The 19,581-nt window shown below is 67.4% G+C and carries 24 protein-coding genes; 5 read left to right on the top strand and 19 right to left on the bottom strand.

Annotated features, from left to right (window positions below; translation table 11 throughout):
* Nucleotides 1-71 precede the first annotated feature (71 nt).
* From GV007_RS17235 to GV007_RS17200, 8 genes are read right to left on the bottom strand one after another with little or no spacing between them, the layout of a single operon-like run.
* Nucleotides 72-1,286, bottom strand: a complete 1,215-nt coding sequence (locus tag GV007_RS17235) for an acetyl-CoA C-acetyltransferase (RefSeq protein ID WP_160074792.1) — start codon at nucleotides 1,284-1,286, stop codon at nucleotides 72-74.
* The gene (locus GV007_RS17230) at nucleotides 1,283-1,939 is read right to left on the bottom strand and encodes a CoA transferase subunit B (RefSeq protein WP_104239807.1); all 657 of its coding nucleotides are present in this window, start codon (nucleotides 1,937-1,939) and stop codon (nucleotides 1,283-1,285) included. Before GV007_RS17230 ends, GV007_RS17235 begins: the two co-directional genes overlap by 4 nt.
* Nucleotides 1,939-2,754: a CoA transferase subunit A gene (locus GV007_RS17225; protein ID WP_160074790.1), complete on the bottom strand. Its 816-nt coding sequence runs from the start codon at nucleotides 2,752-2,754 to the stop codon at nucleotides 1,939-1,941. Before GV007_RS17225 ends, GV007_RS17230 begins: the two co-directional genes overlap by 1 nt.
* A complete protein-coding gene (pcaDC, locus tag GV007_RS19425) occupies nucleotides 2,747-4,003 on the bottom strand; it encodes a bifunctional 3-oxoadipate enol-lactonase/4-carboxymuconolactone decarboxylase PcaDC (protein WP_160074788.1) in 1,257 nt (418 codons plus the stop codon). Before pcaDC ends, GV007_RS17225 begins: the two co-directional genes overlap by 8 nt.
* Nucleotides 4,000-5,235: a lyase family protein gene (locus tag GV007_RS17215; protein ID WP_160074786.1), complete on the bottom strand. Its 1,236-nt coding sequence runs from the start codon at nucleotides 5,233-5,235 to the stop codon at nucleotides 4,000-4,002. The genes pcaDC and GV007_RS17215 overlap by 4 nt, the downstream gene beginning before the upstream one ends.
* Nucleotides 5,232-5,819: a protocatechuate 3,4-dioxygenase subunit alpha gene (pcaG, locus tag GV007_RS17210; RefSeq protein ID WP_160074784.1), complete on the bottom strand. Its 588-nt coding sequence runs from the start codon at nucleotides 5,817-5,819 to the stop codon at nucleotides 5,232-5,234. Before pcaG ends, GV007_RS17215 begins: the two co-directional genes overlap by 4 nt.
* The gene (pcaH, locus tag GV007_RS17205; protein WP_160074782.1) at nucleotides 5,812-6,615 is read right to left on the bottom strand and encodes a protocatechuate 3,4-dioxygenase subunit beta; all 804 of its coding nucleotides are present in this window, start codon (nucleotides 6,613-6,615) and stop codon (nucleotides 5,812-5,814) included. The genes pcaG and pcaH overlap by 8 nt, the downstream gene beginning before the upstream one ends.
* Nucleotides 6,612-7,886, bottom strand: coding sequence for a 4-hydroxybenzoate 3-monooxygenase (locus tag GV007_RS17200; RefSeq protein WP_160074780.1), 1,275 nt, complete (start codon nucleotides 7,884-7,886; stop codon nucleotides 6,612-6,614). Before GV007_RS17200 ends, pcaH begins: the two co-directional genes overlap by 4 nt.
* A 383-nt stretch (nucleotides 7,887-8,269) precedes the next feature.
* On the opposite strand from GV007_RS17200, the gene GV007_RS17195 reads away from it, so the two are divergent.
* Both GV007_RS17195 and GV007_RS17190 read left to right on the top strand, forming a co-directional pair.
* On the top strand, nucleotides 8,270-8,713 hold the full coding sequence (locus GV007_RS17195; protein WP_160074778.1) for a hypothetical protein: 444 nt from the start codon (nucleotides 8,270-8,272) through the stop codon (nucleotides 8,711-8,713).
* A gap of 419 nt (nucleotides 8,714-9,132) precedes the next feature.
* Nucleotides 9,133-10,179, top strand: coding sequence for a serine/threonine-protein kinase (locus GV007_RS17190; protein ID WP_160074776.1), 1,047 nt, complete (start codon nucleotides 9,133-9,135; stop codon nucleotides 10,177-10,179).
* 379 nt (nucleotides 10,180-10,558) lie between these two features.
* Here the strand turns inward: GV007_RS17190 and GV007_RS17185 are convergent, their stop codons facing one another.
* On the bottom strand, nucleotides 10,559-11,794 hold the full coding sequence (locus GV007_RS17185) for an MFS transporter (RefSeq protein WP_160074774.1): 1,236 nt from the start codon (nucleotides 11,792-11,794) through the stop codon (nucleotides 10,559-10,561).
* On the opposite strand from GV007_RS17185, the gene GV007_RS17180 reads away from it, so the two are divergent.
* The gene (locus GV007_RS17180; protein WP_201297763.1) at nucleotides 11,785-12,444 is read left to right on the top strand and encodes a TetR/AcrR family transcriptional regulator; all 660 of its coding nucleotides are present in this window, start codon (nucleotides 11,785-11,787) and stop codon (nucleotides 12,442-12,444) included. The two genes, GV007_RS17185 and GV007_RS17180, sit on opposite strands and share 10 nt — an antisense overlap.
* A gap of 34 nt (nucleotides 12,445-12,478) precedes the next feature.
* Here GV007_RS17180 and GV007_RS17175 read toward each other — a convergent pair whose 3' ends face one another.
* The 8 genes from GV007_RS17175 to GV007_RS17140 form a co-directional block, all read right to left on the bottom strand.
* Nucleotides 12,479-12,709, bottom strand: coding sequence for a hypothetical protein (locus GV007_RS17175; protein WP_160074772.1), 231 nt, complete (start codon nucleotides 12,707-12,709; stop codon nucleotides 12,479-12,481).
* A gap of 87 nt (nucleotides 12,710-12,796) precedes the next feature.
* Entirely contained in the window at nucleotides 12,797-13,234 is a 438-nt protein-coding gene (locus GV007_RS17170) for a nuclear transport factor 2 family protein (protein ID WP_104239828.1), read from the bottom strand.
* Nucleotides 13,225-14,031 carry an MBL fold metallo-hydrolase gene (locus GV007_RS17165; protein WP_160074770.1) on the bottom strand — a complete coding sequence of 269 codons (807 nt, stop codon included), beginning with the start codon at nucleotides 14,029-14,031 and terminating at the stop codon, nucleotides 13,225-13,227. The genes GV007_RS17170 and GV007_RS17165 overlap by 10 nt, the downstream gene beginning before the upstream one ends.
* Before the next feature lie 107 nt (nucleotides 14,032-14,138).
* A complete protein-coding gene (locus GV007_RS17160; RefSeq protein ID WP_160074768.1) occupies nucleotides 14,139-14,633 on the bottom strand; it encodes a MarR family winged helix-turn-helix transcriptional regulator in 495 nt (164 codons plus the stop codon).
* Between the two features lie 213 nt (nucleotides 14,634-14,846).
* Nucleotides 14,847-15,185 carry a transcriptional regulator gene (locus GV007_RS19310; RefSeq protein ID WP_160074766.1) on the bottom strand — a complete coding sequence of 113 codons (339 nt, stop codon included), beginning with the start codon at nucleotides 15,183-15,185 and terminating at the stop codon, nucleotides 14,847-14,849.
* The gene (locus GV007_RS19305) at nucleotides 15,182-15,685 is read right to left on the bottom strand and encodes a hypothetical protein (RefSeq protein ID WP_160074764.1); all 504 of its coding nucleotides are present in this window, start codon (nucleotides 15,683-15,685) and stop codon (nucleotides 15,182-15,184) included. The genes GV007_RS19310 and GV007_RS19305 overlap by 4 nt, the downstream gene beginning before the upstream one ends.
* Before the next feature lie 55 nt (nucleotides 15,686-15,740).
* The gene (locus tag GV007_RS17145; protein ID WP_160074762.1) at nucleotides 15,741-16,181 is read right to left on the bottom strand and encodes a hypothetical protein; all 441 of its coding nucleotides are present in this window, start codon (nucleotides 16,179-16,181) and stop codon (nucleotides 15,741-15,743) included.
* Nucleotides 16,182-16,443: 262 nt separating this feature from the next.
* Entirely contained in the window at nucleotides 16,444-17,316 is an 873-nt protein-coding gene (locus tag GV007_RS17140; protein WP_160074760.1) for an alpha/beta fold hydrolase, read from the bottom strand.
* 85 nt (nucleotides 17,317-17,401) lie between these two features.
* On the opposite strand from GV007_RS17140, the gene GV007_RS17135 reads away from it, so the two are divergent.
* Complete coding sequence (locus GV007_RS17135; RefSeq protein WP_160074758.1) at nucleotides 17,402-17,899, top strand: CGNR zinc finger domain-containing protein; 498 nt, start codon at nucleotides 17,402-17,404, stop codon at nucleotides 17,897-17,899.
* A gap of 73 nt (nucleotides 17,900-17,972) precedes the next feature.
* Here the strand turns inward: GV007_RS17135 and GV007_RS17130 are convergent, their stop codons facing one another.
* Together GV007_RS17130 and GV007_RS19420 are read right to left on the bottom strand one after the other, a co-directional pair.
* Nucleotides 17,973-18,296 carry a hypothetical protein gene (locus GV007_RS17130; RefSeq protein WP_160074756.1) on the bottom strand — a complete coding sequence of 108 codons (324 nt, stop codon included), beginning with the start codon at nucleotides 18,294-18,296 and terminating at the stop codon, nucleotides 17,973-17,975.
* 93 nt (nucleotides 18,297-18,389) lie between these two features.
* On the bottom strand, nucleotides 18,390-18,887 hold the full coding sequence (locus tag GV007_RS19420) for a putative immunity protein (protein ID WP_328809508.1): 498 nt from the start codon (nucleotides 18,885-18,887) through the stop codon (nucleotides 18,390-18,392).
* A 166-nt stretch (nucleotides 18,888-19,053) separates the two neighbouring features.
* Between GV007_RS19420 and GV007_RS17125 the strand changes: the two genes are divergently transcribed.
* Complete coding sequence (locus tag GV007_RS17125; protein ID WP_160074754.1) at nucleotides 19,054-19,563, top strand: GNAT family N-acetyltransferase; 510 nt, start codon at nucleotides 19,054-19,056, stop codon at nucleotides 19,561-19,563.
* Nucleotides 19,564-19,581: the final 18 nt, after the last annotated feature.

Genomic DNA, 19,581 nt, shown 5'->3' with positions numbered 1-19,581 from the left:
GGGCAGGGCAGGGCAGGGCAGGGCAGGGCAGGGCGGCAGAGCGGCGCCCCGCCAGTGCCCGCCGCGCGCCGCTACACGCGCTCGAAGACGGCGGCGAGGGCTTGGCCTCCGCCGATGCACATGGTCTCGAGGGCGAGGCTGGCGTCGAGGGCGGGCAGCTCGTTCGCGAGGGTCGCGAGCATGCGGATTCCGGTGGCGCCGATGGGGTGGCCGATGGAGATGCCGGAGCCGCGCGGGTTGAGGCGCGGGTCTTCGGCGTCGATGCCCCAGTCGGCGAGGCACGCGAGCACCTGCACGGCGAAGGCCTCGTTGAGTTCGATCACGTCGAGGTCCGCCAGGCCGATGCCGGCGCGCGACAGCGCAAGCGAGGTCGCCGGCACCGGCGCGACGCCGAACAGGCGCGGGTCGTTGCCCGCTACCGCCCACGAAACCAGCCGAACCGAAGGCGTGAGGCCGAGCGCAGCCGCCCGCTCTGGGGTCGTCACGATGCAGGCGGCGGCCGCGTCGTTCTGTCCGCTCGAGTTGCCGGCCGTGACGGTGGATGCTGGGTCCTTCTTCCCGAGGATCGGCCGCAGGCGGGCGAGCGCCTCGAGCGACGAGTCGGCGCGCGGATGCTCGTCCCGGTCGACGAGCACGTCGCCCTTCCGGCCTGGCACGGTGACGGGCACGAGCTCGGCGTCGAACGCACCGGATTCCTGCGCGGCGACGGCGCGCTGGTGCGACTGCAGGGCGAAGCGGTCCTGTGCCTCACGGCTGATGCCGTACTCGGAACGCAGCAGCTCGGCGCTGCCCACGTTGCCGTCGGGGCTCGGGTAGTTGACGCCGCCGACGGTCTCCCGGCCGCGGGCCAGGGCGTCGTGCAGCATGAGGCCGGCGGGCGGGGTGCCGCGGCGTCCCTGCTCCGTATAGAGGGGAGCGTTCGACATCGACTCTGCGCCGAGGGCGACGACCACGTCGGCGACCCCCGTCTGCACCTCCATCGCCGCATTCATGACGGCCTGCAGCCCCGAGCCGCACCGGCGGTCGAGCTGGTACCCCGTCGTGGTGATGGGGAAGCCCGCATCCAGTGCCGCCACCCGCCCGAAGGCCGGCGACTCCATGGAGGGGTACCCCTGCGCGCCGATGACGGAGTCGACGGCGGTGACGTCGAGCCCGCTGCGCGCGACGAGCGCCTCGAGCACGGTGACGCCGAGCGCCCGCGCATCGAGCGGGGCGAGCGAGCCGCCGAGCCGCCCGACGGGCGTGCGGAGCGGTGAGCAGATGACCACTTCGCGGAGCTCGGTCATGCCGAGACCTCCTGCAGCGAATCGGCGACCGTGAAGGCGGCCCCGGTTGCATCCCGAACCTCGTCGACCGTCACGCCGGGCGCGAGCTCGACGAGCACGAGTCCGGAGTCCGTCACGTCGAGGACGGCCAGGTCGGTGATGATGCGGTCGATGCAGCCCTTGCCGGTGAGGGGCAGAGTGCACTGCTCGACGATCTTCGGCGAGCCGTCCTTCGCGACGTGCTCCATGACGACGAGCACGTGCTCGGCGCCGTTGACGAGGTCCATGGCCCCGCCCATGCCCTTGACCATCTTGCCGGGCACGGCCCAGTTGGCGATGTCGCCCTGGGCGGAGACCTGCATGGCACCGAGGACGGCGTTGGTGACGCGGCCGCCGCGGATCATGCCGAAGCTCGCGGCCGAGTCGAAGAAGGACGCGCCGGGCAGCACGGTGACGGTCTCCTTGCCGGCGTTGATGAGCTTCGGGTCTGCCTCTCCCTCCCACGGGTACGGGCCGACGCCGAGGATGCCGTTCTCGGAGTGCAGCACCACCTCGATGCCGTCGTCGATGTAGTTCGGGATGAGCGTCGGCAGTCCGATGCCGAGGTTCACGTACGAGCCGTCCTTGAGCTCCTTGGCGGCGCGGGCGGCCATCTCGTTCCTGGTCAGCGGCATCAGGCGTGTCCCCTCGAGTCGGTGGATGCGGTCGTTGCGGCGGCTTCGCGCGGCCGGACGGTGGTCTTCTCGATGGGCAGCTCACCGGACTGCTCCGGCGTGAGCACGACCACCCGGTCGACGTAGATGCCGGGCAGGTGGATCTCGTCGGGGTCGAGCTCGCCTGGCTCGACGAGTCGGTCGACCTCGGCGATCGTGATGCGCCCGGCCATGCCGGCGAGGGGGTTGAAGTTGCGGGTCGACTTCTCGAAGCGCAGGTTGCCGTGGCGGTCGCCGACGGCGGCGCGCACGAGCCCGAAGTCGGTGCTGATGGCGGTCTCGAGCACGTACTCCTTGGCAGCCCCGAACACGTCGAAGGGGCGCTGCTCCTTGGGGTCGCTGACGAGGCCGACGGTGCCGTCGGAGTTGTAGCGGATGGGCATCCCGCCCTCGGAGACCATGGTGCCGGCCCCGGTCGCCGTGTAGAAGGCGGGGACCCCGACGCCGCCAGCGCGCAGGCGCTCGGCGAGGGTGCCCTGCGGGGTGAGCTCGACCTCGATCTCACCGGACAGGTACTGGCGCGCGAACTCCTTGTTCTCGCCGATGTAGCTCGCGATGACGCGGCGGATGCGCCCTTCGGAGAGCAGTTCGCCGAGGCCCCAGCCGTCGACGCCGCAGTTGTTGGAGACGACCTCGAGGCCGTCGACGCCGAGCGCCTGGATGGCGCGGATGAGGGTGATGGGCACGCCGGAGAGGCCGAAGCCTCCGACCGCGAGCGATGCGCCCGCCGGGATGTCGGCGACGGCGTCGGCCGCCGAAGCGTAGGTCTTATCCACGTTCTGCTCCTTCGTTGGGGCTGGATTCTGGGGATTCTGCGGTGTCTGCGGTACTGGCGGCGTCGAGGTCCGCGAAGACCTCCTTGGCGATGCCGAGGGCTCCGTTGGCGGGAGGCAGCCCGGCGTAGAGCGCGGTGTGCAGGATGACTTCGGCGATCTCGGCGCGCGTGAGGCCGTTGGTGAGGGCGGCGCGCACGTGCATCCGGATCTCTGCCTCGTGCGATCCGGTGACGAGGCTCGCGAGCGTCGCGATGGACCGCTCGCGGCGGGACAGCTCGTCGCGCGCCCAGATCTCGCCCCACGCGTAGCGGGTGATGAAGTCCTGGAACGGCGCGGTCTCTGCGGTCGTTCCGGCGACGGCGCGGTCGACGTGCGCGTCGCCGAGCACCTCGCGGCGCACGCGCATGCCCTGCTCGTGCGGGCTCGTCGCGCCGGGCTGCGCCGGCGAGGCGGATGCGCGCAGGTGCGTCGTGAGGAGGCGGGCCGCGGCGTCCGGGTCTTCGAGCGCGGCGAGGTGGGCGGTGCCGGCGATGGTCGAGTGGTAGCCGTTTGGGATGCGCTCGGTGAGCGTCTGCATGGCTTCCGGTGTCGTGACGGCGTCGTGTTCGCCGCTCACGACGAGCACGGGTGCGCGCAGCGAGCCGAGCGATGCGGTGCGGTCGAAGGCGGCGAGTGCCTCGTTGCAGCGGGCGTACGACTCGTCGTCGATGTCGATGAGCGTCGAGAGGAATCGCGCAGCCGGAGAGAGCGGGTGCTGCTCGAGGAAGCCGAGCGCGAACCACCGTTCGGCGCTGCCCGTGACGAGCGACGCGGTGCCGGATGCGCGCACCGCGGCGGCCCGCTGCTCCCATCCCTCGGTGGTGCCGATCTTCGAGTCGGTGCAGAAGAGCGCGAGGCTCTTGACGCGTTCGGGGTGCGCGAGGGCCAGCTCAAGGGCGATGGCCCCGCCGAGGGAGAGCCCCGCGAGGTGGAATGCGCCGCCGCCGGCTTCTTCGACGACCCCGAGCACCGCATCCGCGAGCTCGGCGATCGTGAACGGCTCGGCGACGGCGGGGCTGGAGCCGTGGCCCGGGAGGTCGACGCGCAGGATGCGGAGCGTGCTGCCGGGTGTCGAGGCGCGCAGAGCTTCGACGGTGCCGTCCCAGAGCGCCATCGTGGTGCCAAGCGATGGGAGCAGCACCAACAGTTCGTTCTGGGCTGCGGGCTGCGTGCCGGGGGCGAAAGCGCCCCTGAGCCGTGGGATCGTCATGCCGTCTCCTCGCTGTTCGTGCTGTCGCCTGCGTCGCTGTTGGCGTGGCTGCCGCCGCCCAAGCCGGTGTCGGTGTCGCTGTCTGTGTCGCGATCCTGGCTGGCGTCCTGGTAGAGGAACCGGCTGATGGCGGCGTTCACGACGCGGTTCGCGGCCTGCAGCGTGACCTGGTCGGCGCCCGCGACGGCGGAGTCAGCGAGGTGGTGCCGCGCCGTCTCGCGCTCGACGGTGACGCGGTCGAGGGATGCGGCGAGGCGCCGGGCAGACACGCTGGCGAGCTCGAGGAGCCGGCGCAGCGCATCCCATTCGGCGTGCCATTCGCCGGCCGGCCGTTCGTCCTGGGAGATGGCAGCGGAGGCGACGGTCGCGAGGAGGCCGGGTGCCTGGAGCGCGTTCGAGACGACGACGATGGGGGCGACGGGGTTCTGCTTGTGGGGCATCGCCGAGGAGGCGCCGCCGCCGGCAAGCGACAGTTCGCCGACGCGTTCGCCGGAGGAGGTGACGAGGTCGCGTCCGATGCGCCCGAGGGCTGTGCACACGGCCGTCGCGGCACTCGCGACGGCGAGCACCGGGGTGCGCTCGGCGTGCCAGGAGCGGCGGGGGTCGTCGAGGCCGAGGCCCGCAGCGAGGTGCGCCCGCAGAATGCTCGTGGTCTGCGCGCCAGACCCGAGCCGGTCGGCTGCCTCACCGGTTCCGACGGCACCGCCGAACTGCACGGGGTAGTCGAGGGCGTCGATGGCCGCGATGGCGGAGGTGACGCCGTCGAGCCAGCCCGCGAACTGCACGCCGAGTGTGCTCGCGGCGGCCTGCCGGCCCAGCGTGTAGGCGACGCGGGGTGAGCGGCGTTCGGCGTCGGCGAGGCCCTGGAGGCGGGTGCCGGTCGTGGCGAGGTCGGCGCGCACGGCGGCGAGCGCGTCGCGCGCGTGCAGCATGCTGGCGGAGTCGACGATGTCCTGGCTCGTCGCGCCGGCGTGCAGGCGCGGGGCCTCGACGCCGGCGGTGGCGAGGGAGGCGCGCAGCTGGCGCACGAGCTCCGGAACCATCACGCCGTCCGACTCGAGGCCGTCGCGCAGCGCGTCGGCATCGAGGTCGGCGGTCTCGACGGCCCGTGCGGATGCGGTGGCGTCCTTCGTCTCGAGCGCCGCCCACGCGAGCAGCAGCTCGGCCTCGACGCGGAGCATGCCGCGCACGAGCGAGCCCTGCTCGTCCCCGCCTTCCCGGCGCACGGTCACAGCTCCTGGCCGAAGTCGAAGAAGACCGTCTCGCCGTCGCCCTGGAGGCGGATGTCGAAGCGGTAGCTGCCGGGTGCATCCGGTGTCGCGATGAGGGTGGCGCGGCGCTCGGGGGCCAGGCCGGCGAGCACGAGGTCCGTCTCGTTCTCGGCGGGCTGGTCGCCGAAGTAGGCACGCGTGAAGAGGTGGTGGAGGAGGCCCCGCGCGAAGATCGTGACGAGCAGGTAGGGGGCGGCTCCCGCATCCCGTCGCCCTGGCTTGATGGTCGTGAACGAGTAGTGGCCGTCGCGGTCGGCCGGTGCGCGGCCGAAGCCCGTGAACGTGTAGCCGTCGCGTTCGAGGCTGCCGCGCTGCGCGACCGGCTGGCCGTCGGCGTCGAGCCCCCACAGCTCGAGGATGGCATCCGGAACCGTCTCGCCTGCACCGTCGGTGACGGTGCCGTGGAGGCGGATCGCGTCGGGTCGCCAGGGGGCGGCGATCTCGCCGCCGCGCTCGTAGGGCAGGGCGTAGCCGTAGAAGGGGCCGACGGTCTGCGACGGCGTCTGGCCGAGCGGTGCCGCCTCGGTGGTGGTGGGTTCAGGCATGGTCGGTGTCCTCCGGTTCCATCCACGTGGACTTCGAGCCGGTGAGCACGATGTCCCACTTGTAGCCGATCGCCCACTCGTGCTCGCTGACGTCGTGGTCGTAGTTCGCGACGAGTCTTGCGCGTGCGGCTGGGTCGACGATGGACTGGTAGATGGGGTCGAGCGCGAAGAGCGGGTCGCCGGGGAAGTACATCTGCGTGATGAGGCGCTGCGTGAACTGCGTGCCGAACAGGGAGAAGTGGATGTGCGCGGGGCGCCACGCGTTGCGGTGGTTCTTCCACGGGTACGCGCCCGGCTTGATGGTGGTGAGCCGGTACTCGCCGTCGTCGCCCGTGATGATTCGGCCGACGCCCGTGAAGTTCGGGTCGAGCGGGGCGGGGTGCTGGTCGCGCTTGTGCACGTAGCGTCCGGCGGCGTTGGCCTGCCAGATCTCGACGAGCTGGCCGCGCACGGGGCGGCCTTCGCCGTCGAGGATGCGCCCGGAGACGATGATGCGCTCGCCGATGGGTTCGCCGTTGTGCTGGATCGTGAGGTCCGATTCCTCGGCAGCGACGTCGGTGTGTCCGAACGCGGGAGAGACGAGTTCGATCTCCTCGGGGTCGGCGCGCACGAGCTCGTGCGTGGGGTGGCGCAGCGCGACGGATCGGTAGGGCGCGAAGTCGCGCAGCGGGTGGCTGCGGGTGTCGTCGGCGTGTGCGGTGTGCATGTCGGCGATCTGCTGCGAGATGTGCGCCTGGGTGACTAGCGAGTCGACGGGCCCGTCGAGCTGCTCGGGCTGTTCCTGCGGGGCGCTCATCGTGCATCCACGAACGGGAGGCCGGCGTACTGCTCGGCGAGGCTGACCTGGGCGGCGTGCGAGGAGGTGACGTAGCGGATCTGCCCGAGCTGGCGTTGGAAGTCGAAGGCGCTCTGCTCGGCGGATCCGTCGGCGGGGTGCACGTGGAGCATGTCGGTCATCCACTGCGAGAAGTGCTGCACCTTCCACTGCCGGTCGAGCGCTGTGTCGCTGTACTCCTCGAGGCCCGTGTCGTCGCCGGCGTAGTGGGCTTGGAGGGCCTCGGCGAGGAGGGCGACGTCGGCGATGGCCGAGTTGAGGCCCTTCGCACCGGTCGGGGGCACGATGTGGCCGGCGTCGCCGACGAGGTAGAGGCGGCCGTAGTTGAGGGTGGAGACGACGAAGCTGCGCATGGGCAGGATCGACTTCTCGGTGATGGGGCCTTCGGTGAGGGTCCAGCCCTTGGTGCCGAGGCGCGTCTGGAGGGCTTCCCAGATGCGCTCGTCGCTCCAGTTGGCGATGTCATCGTCGGGGCTGACCTGCAGGTAGAGGCGCGAGACGGTGGTGGAGCGCATGGAGTGCATGGCGAAGCCGTCGCGGTGGAGCGCGTAGATGAGGTCGTCGGTGGAGGGGGCGACGTCGGCGAGGATGCCGAGCCACGCGAAGTCGTAGACGCGTTCGGCGACCTCGAGGGTGCCTTCGGGGAAGGTGCGGCGGCAGACTCCGTGGTAACCGTCGGCGCCGATGATGTAGTCGCAGTCGAGGGTGATGCGCTCGCCGTTCGGGGCCGTGTAGGCGACGGATGCGCGTTCCCCGTCGACCTGCGCCGATTCAATCTTGGTCGGCTGAACGTCGGTGGCTTCGAAGATGAGCTGGGAGCCGAGCCGTTCGTGTTCGGCGACGAGGTGGTGGACGAGCGCCTGCTGGCCGTAGACGGTGACGGTGCGGCCGGTGAGCTCGGCGAAGTCGATGTGGTGCCGCTCGCCCTCGTGCTGCAGGTAGATGCCGTGGTGGGTGAGGCCGTTGGCCTTGAGGTCGGCGTCGAGGCCGTACTTCCCGAGGAGGTCGACGGAGTCCTGTTCGAGCACGCCAGCGCGGATGCGCCCGAGCACGTAGTCCTTGTCGCGCGCCTCGAGGATGCGGTAGTCGATCCCCGCCTGCCCGAGGATGTGACCGAGCAGCAGGCCAGCGGGCCCCGCTCCGATAATCGCCACCTGCGTGGACTGGCGTACGCCGGTCGCGGTGCTCTCGCCTGCCTCGGCGCTCTGGCCGTGGCTCTCGTCGCTCGTCATCGAACGCCTCTCGTCGTTGGGAAGGATGAGACGAGTGTGCAGGGTGGGCGGATGGAGTGGGCGTGGGTTTCCGCTGAGTGGAAGGTTCGGAAGCCATTTGGCGCGCCGTGATGGCCGGCCCAGCGCGCCTGGCATGCGGACTCAGAGTTGTCGCAAACCGACGGCGGCTACACGCTCCCATTGATGAACTTGTGCCACATGGTTTTGAGAATCGCACGACCTAGACCCATGCGGGGCCTGGGCCTACTCCGGAGGTGAGACGTCGCGAAATCCTAGGGTTTCGAGACTCCCGCCGACCAGTATGCACTCTCGGTCCGGGCGCGGTGCGTGTGTCGTCATCCTTCTCATTGGAGGGTGACTATCCTCATCCGAAGGAGGACATCATGGACTTAGTCGAGGTACTACGCACCGGTGAGGATGCCATCCGCGGGCATGATCGCTCGCCGCAACTCACCGCTTCCGCTCGAATGTTCCTCGATTGCGTCGCAGGTTGGGAACATTTCACTGTTGAGGCGGCGAGCCCAGCGGCGGAGCGCGTGCTGGGTGCAGCGATGATGCTCGAGCCGCAACTCCAGGGCGGTCGATCAGCCAGAACCGTTGTCCTCGACGTGAATATAGCCAGCGGAACTCTCGTCGCTAACGCAGCACGAAGGGTTCGAGACGCCATAGAGCCTGAGTGGCTCATCGCGGTTGTTATCAACGCCCTCACAGAAGTCGATCTCCGGTGGAGCATCGAAGGCGTCGATACGCTGTTCGTTTGCCGCAGCGAGTCAGATCGGCAGCAGGGTCAGCCCGGCGAGCACAGCATCGGTGTTCGCCTTCCCTGATGTTAGATTAACGACGACCTCATCAAGCTCATCTTTTTTCAGGCCGAGACTCTTTGCGAGGCCAGCCGGAGTAACTGTCCCAACTTCACACCCTGTGTGTTCACGAAGGACAAAAAGCGCGGCACCCTCGCAGTGTGCACGCGAGAACTGTGCCTTGAGTCGCCGTGCCACAGGAGATGTCCCTGCAATACGGATAGCGGCTGCTGTCATCTCGGACACGAGTTTCGCGCTTAGCAACTGCGCCAATTCGACAGCTTGCTCGGACGGACCCGTAGATGTCGCGCGCAGGTGGAATGCGTCTACGAGCACGGGTGAGGAGAGAGTCCCCGCCAAGACTGCGACGTGGACCTGCGGATGCTTCCCATTTGGGACTACGACGACACCGAGCACAGACATACCAACGAGTATCCTTCATTCTCATGGGAGCGATGGTGTATCCGAGCGGAACCACGGTCAACGACCGCTACGAGCTTGGCGACAAACTCGGTAGTGACGGGCAGGTATACCAGGCGTACGATCGCCATCTCGCTAGAACGGTAGCCTTGAAGCTCCTCGACCCCACTGGCCAGGCACCCCAGTCCTGGGACGAGGCTAGGCAATTGGAGCAGTTGCGAAGTCGGTACATTGTCCAAGTCCTCAACGCAGACGTGGTGACATCCAGTGACATCCGGTACATAACTACGCCGCTTCTACCGGACGGGGACCTCGAGCAGGAGGCCCGTCCGATCGGCGTCTCAGTAGCGACAGCTGTCCGCTACATTCGACACATCGCCGCTGGTGTTGACACCATCCACGCAACTGGCATGATTCATCGAGACATCAAGCCCGCCAATTCGCTGCGCGATGGCGACAATGTCATGGTGTCTGACGTTGCGATGTGCGTACTTCTTGACGAGGACGGGACTGCGGAACCCAATGGCAGCTACTGTACAGTCGCTCCAGAGGTCCTCGGCAAGCACGGGAGATGCAGTGTCGCGTCGGACGTCTATTCTCTCGCAGCCACAGCCTTTTATCTCCTTAGCGGTGAGTACCACGTTGACCACCGGAACACGAAAGCTCAACAACGCGATGAGATCCTCGCCGGAGACATCCGCGATCTCAGCGACTTTGCGCCCCATGTACCGCGCGCCGTTGCCTCAATCGTCCGCAAAGGAATGAGCCTCGCCCCCTCGGCAAGGCACCAGTCTGTAGAAGATTTCGGCAATGCCTTGGCGACCGCCGCAAGTGGACGCAGAGACTGGCGGCGGGTCACCCACCCTGGACATGTTTACTGCGCCGAGGGACCGTCGCCGCTGGAGCACTCTCCTGCCATCGGCATCTGCGCTCGCAACTCCGTCCCGCCTCAGGTCGTCGTGCGTACCTTCCATCTTAGAAGTGGTCGTGCTGTTGCCGGCATCGCTGAACGGCAGACCTCCATGCCGGCTCTGAGCAGAACATTTCGGCGCGCGGTCGCGGACGTGGGTTGACGGCGATTCTGCGGTCGCCCACCGTTCTTGAACGCGATCCTGCTGAGGATGCTCAGATGCGAGAGGAATCCCCTCGGGCTAGCTATACCCTGTAAGTGGTTTTCGCGGCCACGTTCTCGACGGATAATTTCGAACACCAGCGACCAGCGTCTTTCAGATAGCTTCCCGTGTCTAGCCCCGCGAAAGCGGGTGCTTCATAACGCAGACATCTCAAAACCCCATGGGATACGAGACGCGAGGTCGTGTCGCAGAGAGGCACCTGGCGGGCACTCCAATAACTTTGCGGGCGCTGCGATGCGGCAAAGGTCGAGGCGTACTTTTGCCAAGCGTCTTGCGGGCATGTGCGTCGTGTGGCGTGGCTTGGTGAACCGCTGATCGGTTAGCGCGAAACGGGCTGTGGCGGGGAGGCGCTGGCGCCATCCGGAACCCCCGCAGCCTGACGACGGGCCCTCACGAGACCAGCCACGATCGCGATCACAACCAGAGCGACATCCAGCGCCCCGTACACGACCGCGGTGGGTTCGAGACCGAAGCGCTCGACGGCGAGGCCCGCCACCAGCGCCGGGACGCTGAAAGCGATATAGCTGACGATGTACATCGTCGAGAAAACTTGTCCACGCTCGGCATCCGGAGCTGCCTCACCCAGCGCGCCAACGGCGAGGCGGAAGGTCGCACCGAAACCGAGACCCGCGATCGCCGAACCGACGATATACAGCGGCGCACCGGCCATGACGAGTGCCGCGATCGTGATCAGCACCCCGAGAATCAGTGTTCCGTAGCCGAACAGTGTGCCCAGGCGCGGGGGGAGAAATGCCGAGATAGCTGTGCCGACCGTACCGGCGACGAAGAAGACCCCGAGCACGAGGCCGATGGTGAAGTGGCTCTGCACGCCGAGTACGGTGCCGAGGATCGACGACCCGAGTGACAGGTAGAGGCCGCCTAGGGCCCAGGTCGCGGCGATCGACGGGACAAGGGCGAAGAAGATGCTTCTTGCGGCGGGAGGAAGCCCGATGCTCGGCAGAAGCGACCGCCAGATCGAGCGGGGTGTGGGGCTGTCTGGCCGGACGTGTTCTGGAACCAGCCAGATGAGAGCGGCGATGACCAGATAGCCGACAGCCAGGATCCAGAACACCAGCTGCCGAGGGAAGGGCGCGAATTCGACCAGCGCGCCGGCGAGCACTGCTCCGAACGCGATTCCCAACGACGGGACCGCGCTGCTGACAAGCGAACCGGAGCGGGCGCTCGGCGCTTTGTCGATGATCATCGCCGTGAAGGTGCCGGTGGCGGCGCCAACCGCGAAACCCTGCACGAGTCGCGCCGCTACCAGAGCGCCCGTACTGTCGGCCGTTGCGAAGAGAACCATGCCGAGGGTCAGCAGAACGAGAGAGGCCGATGCCACGGGGCGACGCCCGATCCGGTCGCTCAGCGAACCGACCGTGAGCAGAGCGACGAGCAACGCGACGACGTAGGCCGCGAAGATGACCGTCAATGTGAACGATGAGAAGCCCCAGAGCTGTTGGTAGACGGGGTAGAGCGGAGACGGAGCCGATGCGGCAGTCAGCGTCGCCGCACCGGCGAGGCCAGCGAGCGCAAATGAGATGGGGCGTGAGAGCACGATACCTCCGTCGTAAAGCAACGATCTTTGCTTTAAATATAGGCGTCGGTGTTGGTTATAGCAAATTTCTTTGCGATAATCTGATCATGTCATCTGCTGCAGCGTCGACCCGGCCCGGTGGCCGGAGCGCACGAGTTCTGAACGCGATCTACACCGCCGTCGGCGAGCTCGTCGGTGAAGGAACAGAGAGGGTCACCTTTCCGCTCATCGCCGAGCGCGCAGGAGTCAACCCGACCACGCTGTATCGCCGATGGGACGACGTCGACGCTCTGCTCGAAGAGGTCTCCGTCGCGGCGCTGACGCGAGAGGGTGACCAGATTCCCGACACAGGCACCCTTGAGACGGATCTCACGGAGTGGGCACTCATCATCACCAAGGACATCGCGCGGCCACACCGCACACGGTATCTGCGAGCGATGGTGGCAGCGCGCGCTGAGACCGTCTCGAGTTGCCCTGTGATGGAGCGGCGGCGCGACCAGGCGGCGGAGATGGTGCGTCGGGCATCAGGGCGTGGACAAGAAGTGCCGACCGTCGGGCAGATCCTCGACCACATCGTCGCACCGCTCTATCACCATGTCGTCTTCGCCCTTCCTGTCGACGAGGAATATGCGCGGCTACTCGTTCGCGACGTGCTCTTGATGGTGCGCTGAGCCCGAGTCGACCCCGACGAAGGGTCATCCTTCCTCAGGCCACGAGAGCGATCATCACGCCGATAGGCACCAGGCTCTCAACCGAGGCCCGAGCGAAGAGGCCCGCGGTCCAAGACGCAGTGGGACTCGTCGGCATCCCGAACACACCAACCAGGAACAGCAACGTTCCAAAGATCAGCACCGTCAGGACGAGTGCCCACCACCCATGAGCCCGCCTCGGCTCTGCCACGTCGCGAGGTGACTGCGGCAAGGTCGGCTGCGTCATGGGGTGATTCTAGGGACCCGACCCCGAGGCCAGGGCGCCTCGCGCACAGCACAAGACGCCCCAGCTCACGTCGACCGTTGCGCCGAGTTAACCTGCTGCCGCCTCCGCGACCAGGGCAGTGTCGACGAACTGCTCGAACCGCACGATGAGTCCGCCGCGAACCACGAAATGGTGGGCAACCCGTGCGTTCAGCGCCTTGCCCGTGGTTCGGTGGGTTGCGGTGTACCGCGCAAGCACGACCACATTCTCCCCCTCGACGATGTAGGAATCGTCGTGGGCAGTCCAGTCCTCCCAGTCGCGGCCGAGGACTTCCATGACGTTCGAGGTCACCCCTCGGGGCGTTCGGTACGTCCCTGCGAGTGGGAACCCTGCCATTTCGGTCCACTCGACGTCGGGGGCCAGGGTGGCCCGGAGCGCGTCGAGGTCGCCCGCCGCTGAGGCGAGGTATTGACGGCGGACCACATCCCGCGGTGCAGCGCTCGTCGTCTCGTTTTCGTCGTCGTTTGTGCTCTGGTTCAGCCCCATGTCGTCTCTCCCTTGGCAACTTTGGTCCCGATCTGAGCTGCGATGCCCATCCCGGAGTCGGGGTACTCCTGGTTCAGCAGTGCAGTGGCGGCAGCGCCGTCCGTGGTTTCAGCCAGTACCTTCTCGAACGTGTCGAGGTAGGTGCGGGTGTACCGAAGTGCGCTCGCGTCGTTCGCCGTGTCGGGCAGGCGATGACCTGGGATGACGGTGATCGGGTCGAGGGCCGACATCGCGTCGAGCTGGTCGACCCAGGCCGAGCGCAGTTCGGGCGTTGCCGTGTCAGCAGTCCAGACGTGCTCCTGCTGGAACACGAGAACACCGCCGAGGATGACGCGCTGCGCGGGGTACCAGAGGTAGTGGCGGTCGGGGAGGAGCTCGGAGCCGCCACGGAGCTCGAGCTCTTCGCCGTCGACCGTGATGGTGTCGGAGGTGAGCGGTGAGATCTCGGGGAGGCGTGTCGGCAGGTTCGTGCCGAGCGTGGCCCAGGCCTTGAGCTTGCCCTCGAAGGAGGCTGAGATGTGCTCGATGACGATCGGGGTCGCTGTGACGGTTGCCTCGGGGAACGCCTCGGCGATGACTTCAAGGCCGAAGTAGAAGTCCGGGTCCGCGTGACTGACGAACACGGTCGTGAGGGTCTTGCCGGAGTCGAGGATCGCAGCCACAAGCCGGTGCCCGTCAGCTCGAGTGAAGCCAGCGTCGACGAGGACCGCCTCTGTCGGCCCGGTGACGAGCACGGCGGACTTGTTGAGGGAGCCGACGGGGAAGTTGAGATCGAAGACTTCGAAGGAGAGTGTCATGGTCGGTGATCGCTTTCTATGGCTGTGCAGCGTCTGCCGCACACAAGAAACAACTTAGCTGAGTAGTCAGCTATTCCCGAGACTTTTGTGGCATGACTCCACCCCGGTCAGGGCATGATGGGCAGCGCCCGTGCAGCTTCCTTGCTGAGCGCCTCGACCGAGGCAGCGAATGCCGCGCGGTGCTCTTCCGGAAGCACCGCGAGCAGCGTCCGCTCGATGTTGGCAGCGTGCACAGCACTCGAGTGCAACAGCATCCGCTCCCCCTCCTCGGTGAGGTTGACCAGCTGGACGCGCGCATCCTCCGTCGAGGGTTTGCGCGTGACGAAGCCGCGCTGCACGCCGCGCTGCACGAGCCGAGTCGCACCTCCCGACGTGAGCACGCGCGCCTGAGCGATATCTCGGACCGCGATGCCGTCTGGGCCAGCCCTCCCGACGACGACCAGGAGCTCGAACAGGGTGTGCTCAAGACCCGTCTCGTCCTGGAGCGCCTTGGCGAGGAGATGCTCCCACCCATTGGCGGCCCCAAGGAGTCGGCCGAAGAGAAGGATCCGTGGGTCGCTGACCGCCTCGCGCACACTCGGAATGACGGTCACTGAACTCATGAAGTCACCCTAATCCGCCTCCTCGCCAAGAAGGTCGTGGTGCTCACAAGAACGCCGCCGGACGACGAAGTGGAGATGGGCGAGACCGCTGCCCACCGGGGAGATGACAACGAAGCCCGGCGATCAACCACCCCACCTAAGGACAACAACCCGGGACTTCGAGCTCGGGAGCCGCTTCCCGGTCACGAGCGCCGGGCCGCCATGACTTGGGGACTACGCCTGCCCCGGAAGGGCGTCGAAGTCGGCGCCATTGGCGATAGCGGTCAATGCGGCGAGGTGAGCCTCCACCGCGGTGGACCCGACCGGTGTGAGCTTGACCCAGGTGAGACGCCTTGAGTCGGCTCGACTGGCTGACCTCTCCTTACGGAGCGACACGAAACCGGCGTCGGTCAGCACTTTGATGTGCTTCGAGAGCTTGGCATCATCGATGGCGAGCGCGTCGCGAACGACGGAGAACTCAAGCTCGTCGACGCTCCGGAGCAGTCCGCAGATCCGCAGTCGCAGCGGCGCATGAATGACCTCGTTGAACGCGGGAGCGCGACCGGCCGTCACGCTCCAGCCACCTTCGGAGCGGCGACCTCCTGGCGGAGAGCCTCGTCGTACCGGCGCCCGAGGATGACGGTGGCCGCGAAGGTGACCCCAGCAGGAATGAGCGCCCACCACGGATCGATGCCCAGGAACTTGAACGCCAGGCTCGACATCATCGCGGCGACGAGCACACCAAGCGTTGCCAGGAGGAGGCGCTTGCTTCGCGGGCCGGCCGGCTTCGTCACGACCACCCCGAAGCGCTGAGAGTAGGTCGTGGTCAGGATCGGGATCGCGACGATCCCCAGCACGAGCAGCACCATTGGCCACGCCCCGGGAAGCGCCTGCGCGCCCGCGAAGATCGCGGTGATCACCCCAAGAGCTGGGTGGTACCACCATGGCGTGACGATGCGAGCAGCCAGCCCCTGACTGTCGCGCCCGAGGTCGTCGAGCGCAGCCTGCGCCTGATCCCGGCTGGGCGACTTGGCCTGGCTATCCGGTGTCTGATCCTCGAAGTCACTTGCCATGATCGCAACTCTATCCAGTGAGTTGCGAACGTGGCAAGTCATCCAGTGCGAGGAATCAGAGAACGACCCTTGTGAGCTCCTGCCCTTCCGGGGTGGTGACCGTGAGGATCGTGCCTGAGTAGGAAGCGATGCCTGCGAGACCCAGAACGAACTCGTACGTACCGGGAACTGCTCCCGTCGAGGTGAAGCGCGCGCCGCGACTACCCAATCGAGACCAACCCCACGTGCCGGGAGTCGTTCCCGAGGAGTTGAGGGCCCACTGATTCGCAGTGCCGTCGATGTCCACGTCGAAGGTCGTGCCTGCCGTCAGGCCCTCCGTCGTCGTGAGTGAAATCGGGAACCGCGTGGCGTCACTCGTGTTCGCAGAGAGGGTGACCGGCTGCGCTGGGCTCGCTGCCATGGCAGGCGCGGCGACGCCGAGAGCAAGAACTGGAGTGGCCCACGCGAGACCGATCACGGTGCGACGCGAGACAGCCTCAGGTTCGGGTGCAGTCATGGTGAAAAAGATAGCGATCGCGTGGTCAGGTGCCTAGTGCCAAATGAGTGCCCGAGATGAGTGGACCAGGAGCATCACCATCACGACCCAGGACTCCGAGCGGTGACCGCGCGGAAGCCTGATCCACGGCCGATGGCATGTTGCCGAGCTCGCGGAGCGTGAGATCACGAAGAGGCTGCGTGAGCCAAGGCGGCCGAACGCTCATGGAAACGGCCGCCTGGGCCCTGCCTGCGATATCGGGACCGGAGGTCAGCCCGACGTTCTATGCGCTTCGCTCGCTGGCCTGGAGCCACCCCTTGATGGTGTCAGCGACCTCATCCAGGTGAGATTCGAGCAGGAAGTGTCCGCCATCAATGAGGTCGACGCGAGCGTGCGGAGCGTCGCGGGTGAACGCCTCGGCGCCGGCGGCGTCGAAGATCTCGTCGTTGCGCCCCCAGACGACGAGAACCGGCACCTGCGAGGTGCGGAGCCAGGCGTGCACCGCTGGGTACAGGTCCCGGTTGGTGATGTAGTCGCGGAAGAGGGTCAGCTGCACGTCGTCCTGTCCCGGCCGGGCGAGGAGCGCGAGGTCGTGCTCCCACGCGTCGGGGTCGACGGTCGTGATGTCCGGCACGCCGTGGGTGTACTGCCATTCGACGGCCTCCCGGCCGAGGGCGGGACGGAGCGCGTCGCGCGTCTCGGTGGTCCGCTCGGCGGCGTCGGCCCAGATCGGGTCCCAGAAGCCGGGCACGAAGCCCTCTTCGTACGCGTTGCCGTTCTGGGAGATGACACCGACGACCGCAGCGGGGTCGGCGAGAGCGAGGCGCCAGCCGACCGGGGCGCCGTAGTCCTGGACGTACATCGTGTACTGCGTGACCCCGATGGTCGAGAGGAAACGACCGGTCACCCGCGCGAGGGCCGCGAAGGTGTACTCGAACTCGTCGACCGAGGGCGCAGCGGAACGTCCGAAGCCGATGTGGTCCGGGGCGATGACGCGGTACCGGTCGGCGAGCGCGGGGATGAGGTGCCGGAACATGTGGGAGCTGCTCGGGTACCCGTGCAGGAGCAGAAGCACGGGAGCGTCGGCGGGGCCGGCTTCGCGGTAGAAGACGTCGAGCCCATCGACGGAGACGGTGCGGTGGTGGACAGTGACCATGGCTAACCCCTTTGACTTGTTTTACTGGTTAGCAGGACGGTAGCATGGATTCATCGCACCAGACAGTGCGGGAAAGCGAGGAGAGGTGCTTCGCAACGAGGAGCTGCTGCTGAGCCTGCTGAACAGCGCACCGGTCATCGAGGGCACCCCGACCGACAGCCTCCAGGGCGATCCTGGGCGAGATATCGCTCGCAGCTGGGGCGGGACAGGATCCGCGAACGAGTTGGCGCGCCTCCGACGCGTACGACAGGCACTGCAGGCCGTCGTCCGTGGAGACGACGGAGGGGCGATCGGAGAGCTCACGGGCATCCTCGACGACGCCGTGCAGACGCCGAACGTCACCCCGGATGGCGTGACCTGGGAGCTTCAGGCTCCCGACGACGACCGCCTTGCGGCAGGGGCCGTGCTGGCGTGGTCGAGCGTGATCGCGGACTTCCCCGGGCGCCTCCGCGCCTGCGCGAATGACGAATGCAGCCAGTTCCTCGTCGACCACAGTCGCCCTGGAACCGCGAAGTGGTGCTCGATGGCGGTCTGCGGCAACCGGATGAAGGCGCGCACGCACGCACGCCGCTCCAAGGTCTGAGCCAAGCTGCCCGCGAGCGCAGCCCCCAAGCGATCACTCTGGTCGGGTCCGGCGACGAAGGTTGTGGACCCCGTCAGGCCTCGCTGCGACGACGGGAACCCAGCCCAACGGCCGTCAATCCCGTGATCGCCATTCCCAGCACCAATGCGGTCCCCAAGCTGCGGTCGCGTGACGCCGCGCAGGCACCGATCGCTTCCTGCATCCCGTTCCCACCCGTGTCACGAACACCGAGTCGGTAATCCGGGTCGGCGCCGAGGACGGGGGTGCAGACGACCTTGACGGGGTCTTGCGTGGACACGACGACGGACGCGGGAAGCGTGAGGGCGAGAATCATGACGCAGGCTGCTACCGCGGCCAGCCCCCAGGCGATGACAGCAACAATGCGAGCTCGGTTCATTCCGGGATCCTACAACCGTGGCCGTTGCGGTCATCGCCCCTGCCGAGCAGGCCGCCCGCAGTGTCACACGCTGACCACTCTCGGTCTCGCCGCCTAGGTTCGGAGTCGAATCGCCGAGTCGAGTTCCCTCATGAGCTGTGCCACTCGTGAACTGCCGGACGGCGCCGATGGGTATCGCCGGAGTATCTCGGGCAGGGGTGAAGTCGCCCGATCAGCCAGGCGTCGAACCTCATCGCTGCCTGCTGAGCCTGTCTTCAGTTCGGCGACCCGCGCAGCACAGGCCGCCGGGCGGAGAATATGCCCGAGCTGCGTTGCTCTCGCAATCGGGTGGAGATACGCGGCCGCCGCGGCGTCCCCACAGGCCAGCGCTGCGAGCTGGGCGGGCTCCCCTGAGACACCCTTGGCGGCGCGGTGTGCTGCGAAAGCGGCCGCACGTTGCAGGTTCGAGCGTGTATCGCCATCGACAAACAACCGGGCAGCGTCGAGCGCGTCGCGAGGCCGCGAGTCGTCTGGGGCAGCGGCTTCGAAGTCGAGGAGAAGCTCTTGAGCGCAGTCGGCGGCGAACTGGACCACCGCTCGCAGTTCATCCATCGTCAGCTCAAAGTCTCCGGCCCCCATCTCCCCAGTCTCCCCTGCACGCGCAGCGCTCCGCAGTCATCTGAGGCTGAGAAGTTTCGGGGACCTGCGCCTAGAGCATTCCGAGCACGGCCGGCGGCCTCCGAGTGCTGGGTGGATCTCGCAGTGCGAGCATGAGGCCATGCTCAACCAATTGACCCTTCCGGCCGAACTCTCGACGGCAGCCGAGCCCATCGTGGTCCGTCGAGCGACGCTCGAAGACCTGCCCGCGCTCATGGGGCTGCTCTCCGATGACCCGATCAGCGCGTCTCGGGGCGACGTTGCCGATCATGCTGATGAGACGCTGTACCGCAGGGCGCTCAAGGGCATCATCGCTGACCCTGGCAACGAGGTCATTCTGGCGACTGACCTGGCCGGAGCCGCCGTCGGCACCCTGCAGCTCACCCTCATCCCCGGGATGGCCCGCCGAGGCGCCTGGCGGCTCCAGGTCGAGGCGGTGCGGGTTGCGACCCACCATCGTTCGTCTGGGATCGGCACGGCCCTCATGAACTGGACAGTCAGCGTGGCTGCGCCGGCACTCGGCGCCACGCTCGTGCAGCTGACGTCCGACAGTGCTCGCGCCGACGCCCACCGCTTCTACGACCGCCTCGGTTTCCGGCCCTCGCACACGGGATTCAAGCTCACCCTCTGAGACTCTCGTGAGACAGCC

This window comes from Pseudoclavibacter sp. 8L, from assembly GCF_902506465.1.
In the GTDB taxonomy this organism is placed as follows: Bacteria; Actinomycetota; Actinomycetes; order Actinomycetales; family Microbacteriaceae; genus Pseudoclavibacter.
This window is presented reverse-complemented; position numbering and strand designations above follow the sequence as displayed.

Bases quoted from the DNA above. Each gene is read 5' to 3' on its own strand.
- GV007_RS17170 (WP_104239828.1), bottom strand. From the start codon at position 13,234: ATGGGGCTGAACCAGAGCACAAACGACGACGAAAACGAGACGACGAGC.
- pcaG (WP_160074784.1), bottom strand. From the start codon at position 5,819: ATGCCTGAACCCACCACCACCGAGGCGGCACCGCTCGGCCAGACGCCG.
- GV007_RS17130 (WP_160074756.1), bottom strand. From the start codon at position 18,296: ATGAACCGAGCTCGCATTGTTGCTGTCATCGCCTGGGGGCTGGCCGCG.
- GV007_RS17200 (WP_160074780.1), bottom strand. From the start codon at position 7,886: ATGACGAGCGACGAGAGCCACGGCCAGAGCGCCGAGGCAGGCGAGAGC.
- GV007_RS19420 (WP_328809508.1), bottom strand. From the start codon at position 18,887: ATGGATGAACTGCGAGCGGTGGTCCAGTTCGCCGCCGACTGCGCTCAA.
- GV007_RS17125 (WP_160074754.1), top strand. From the start codon at position 19,054: ATGCTCAACCAATTGACCCTTCCGGCCGAACTCTCGACGGCAGCCGAG.
- GV007_RS17195 (WP_160074778.1), top strand. From the start codon at position 8,270: ATGGACTTAGTCGAGGTACTACGCACCGGTGAGGATGCCATCCGCGGG.
- GV007_RS19305 (WP_160074764.1), bottom strand. From the start codon at position 15,685: ATGGCAAGTGACTTCGAGGATCAGACACCGGATAGCCAGGCCAAGTCG.
- GV007_RS17175 (WP_160074772.1), bottom strand. From the start codon at position 12,709: ATGACGCAGCCGACCTTGCCGCAGTCACCTCGCGACGTGGCAGAGCCG.
- GV007_RS17140 (WP_160074760.1), bottom strand. From the start codon at position 17,316: ATGGTCACTGTCCACCACCGCACCGTCTCCGTCGATGGGCTCGACGTC.
- GV007_RS17230 (WP_104239807.1), bottom strand. From the start codon at position 1,939: ATGCCGCTGACCAGGAACGAGATGGCCGCCCGCGCCGCCAAGGAGCTC.
- GV007_RS17145 (WP_160074762.1), bottom strand. From the start codon at position 16,181: ATGACTGCACCCGAACCTGAGGCTGTCTCGCGTCGCACCGTGATCGGT.
- pcaDC (WP_160074788.1), bottom strand. From the start codon at position 4,003: ATGACGATCCCACGGCTCAGGGGCGCTTTCGCCCCCGGCACGCAGCCC.
- GV007_RS17235 (WP_160074792.1), bottom strand. From the start codon at position 1,286: ATGACCGAGCTCCGCGAAGTGGTCATCTGCTCACCGCTCCGCACGCCC.
- pcaH (WP_160074782.1), bottom strand. From the start codon at position 6,615: ATGAGCGCCCCGCAGGAACAGCCCGAGCAGCTCGACGGGCCCGTCGAC.
- GV007_RS17190 (WP_160074776.1), top strand. From the start codon at position 9,133: ATGGGAGCGATGGTGTATCCGAGCGGAACCACGGTCAACGACCGCTAC.
- GV007_RS17160 (WP_160074768.1), bottom strand. From the start codon at position 14,633: ATGAGTTCAGTGACCGTCATTCCGAGTGTGCGCGAGGCGGTCAGCGAC.
- GV007_RS17165 (WP_160074770.1), bottom strand. From the start codon at position 14,031: ATGACACTCTCCTTCGAAGTCTTCGATCTCAACTTCCCCGTCGGCTCC.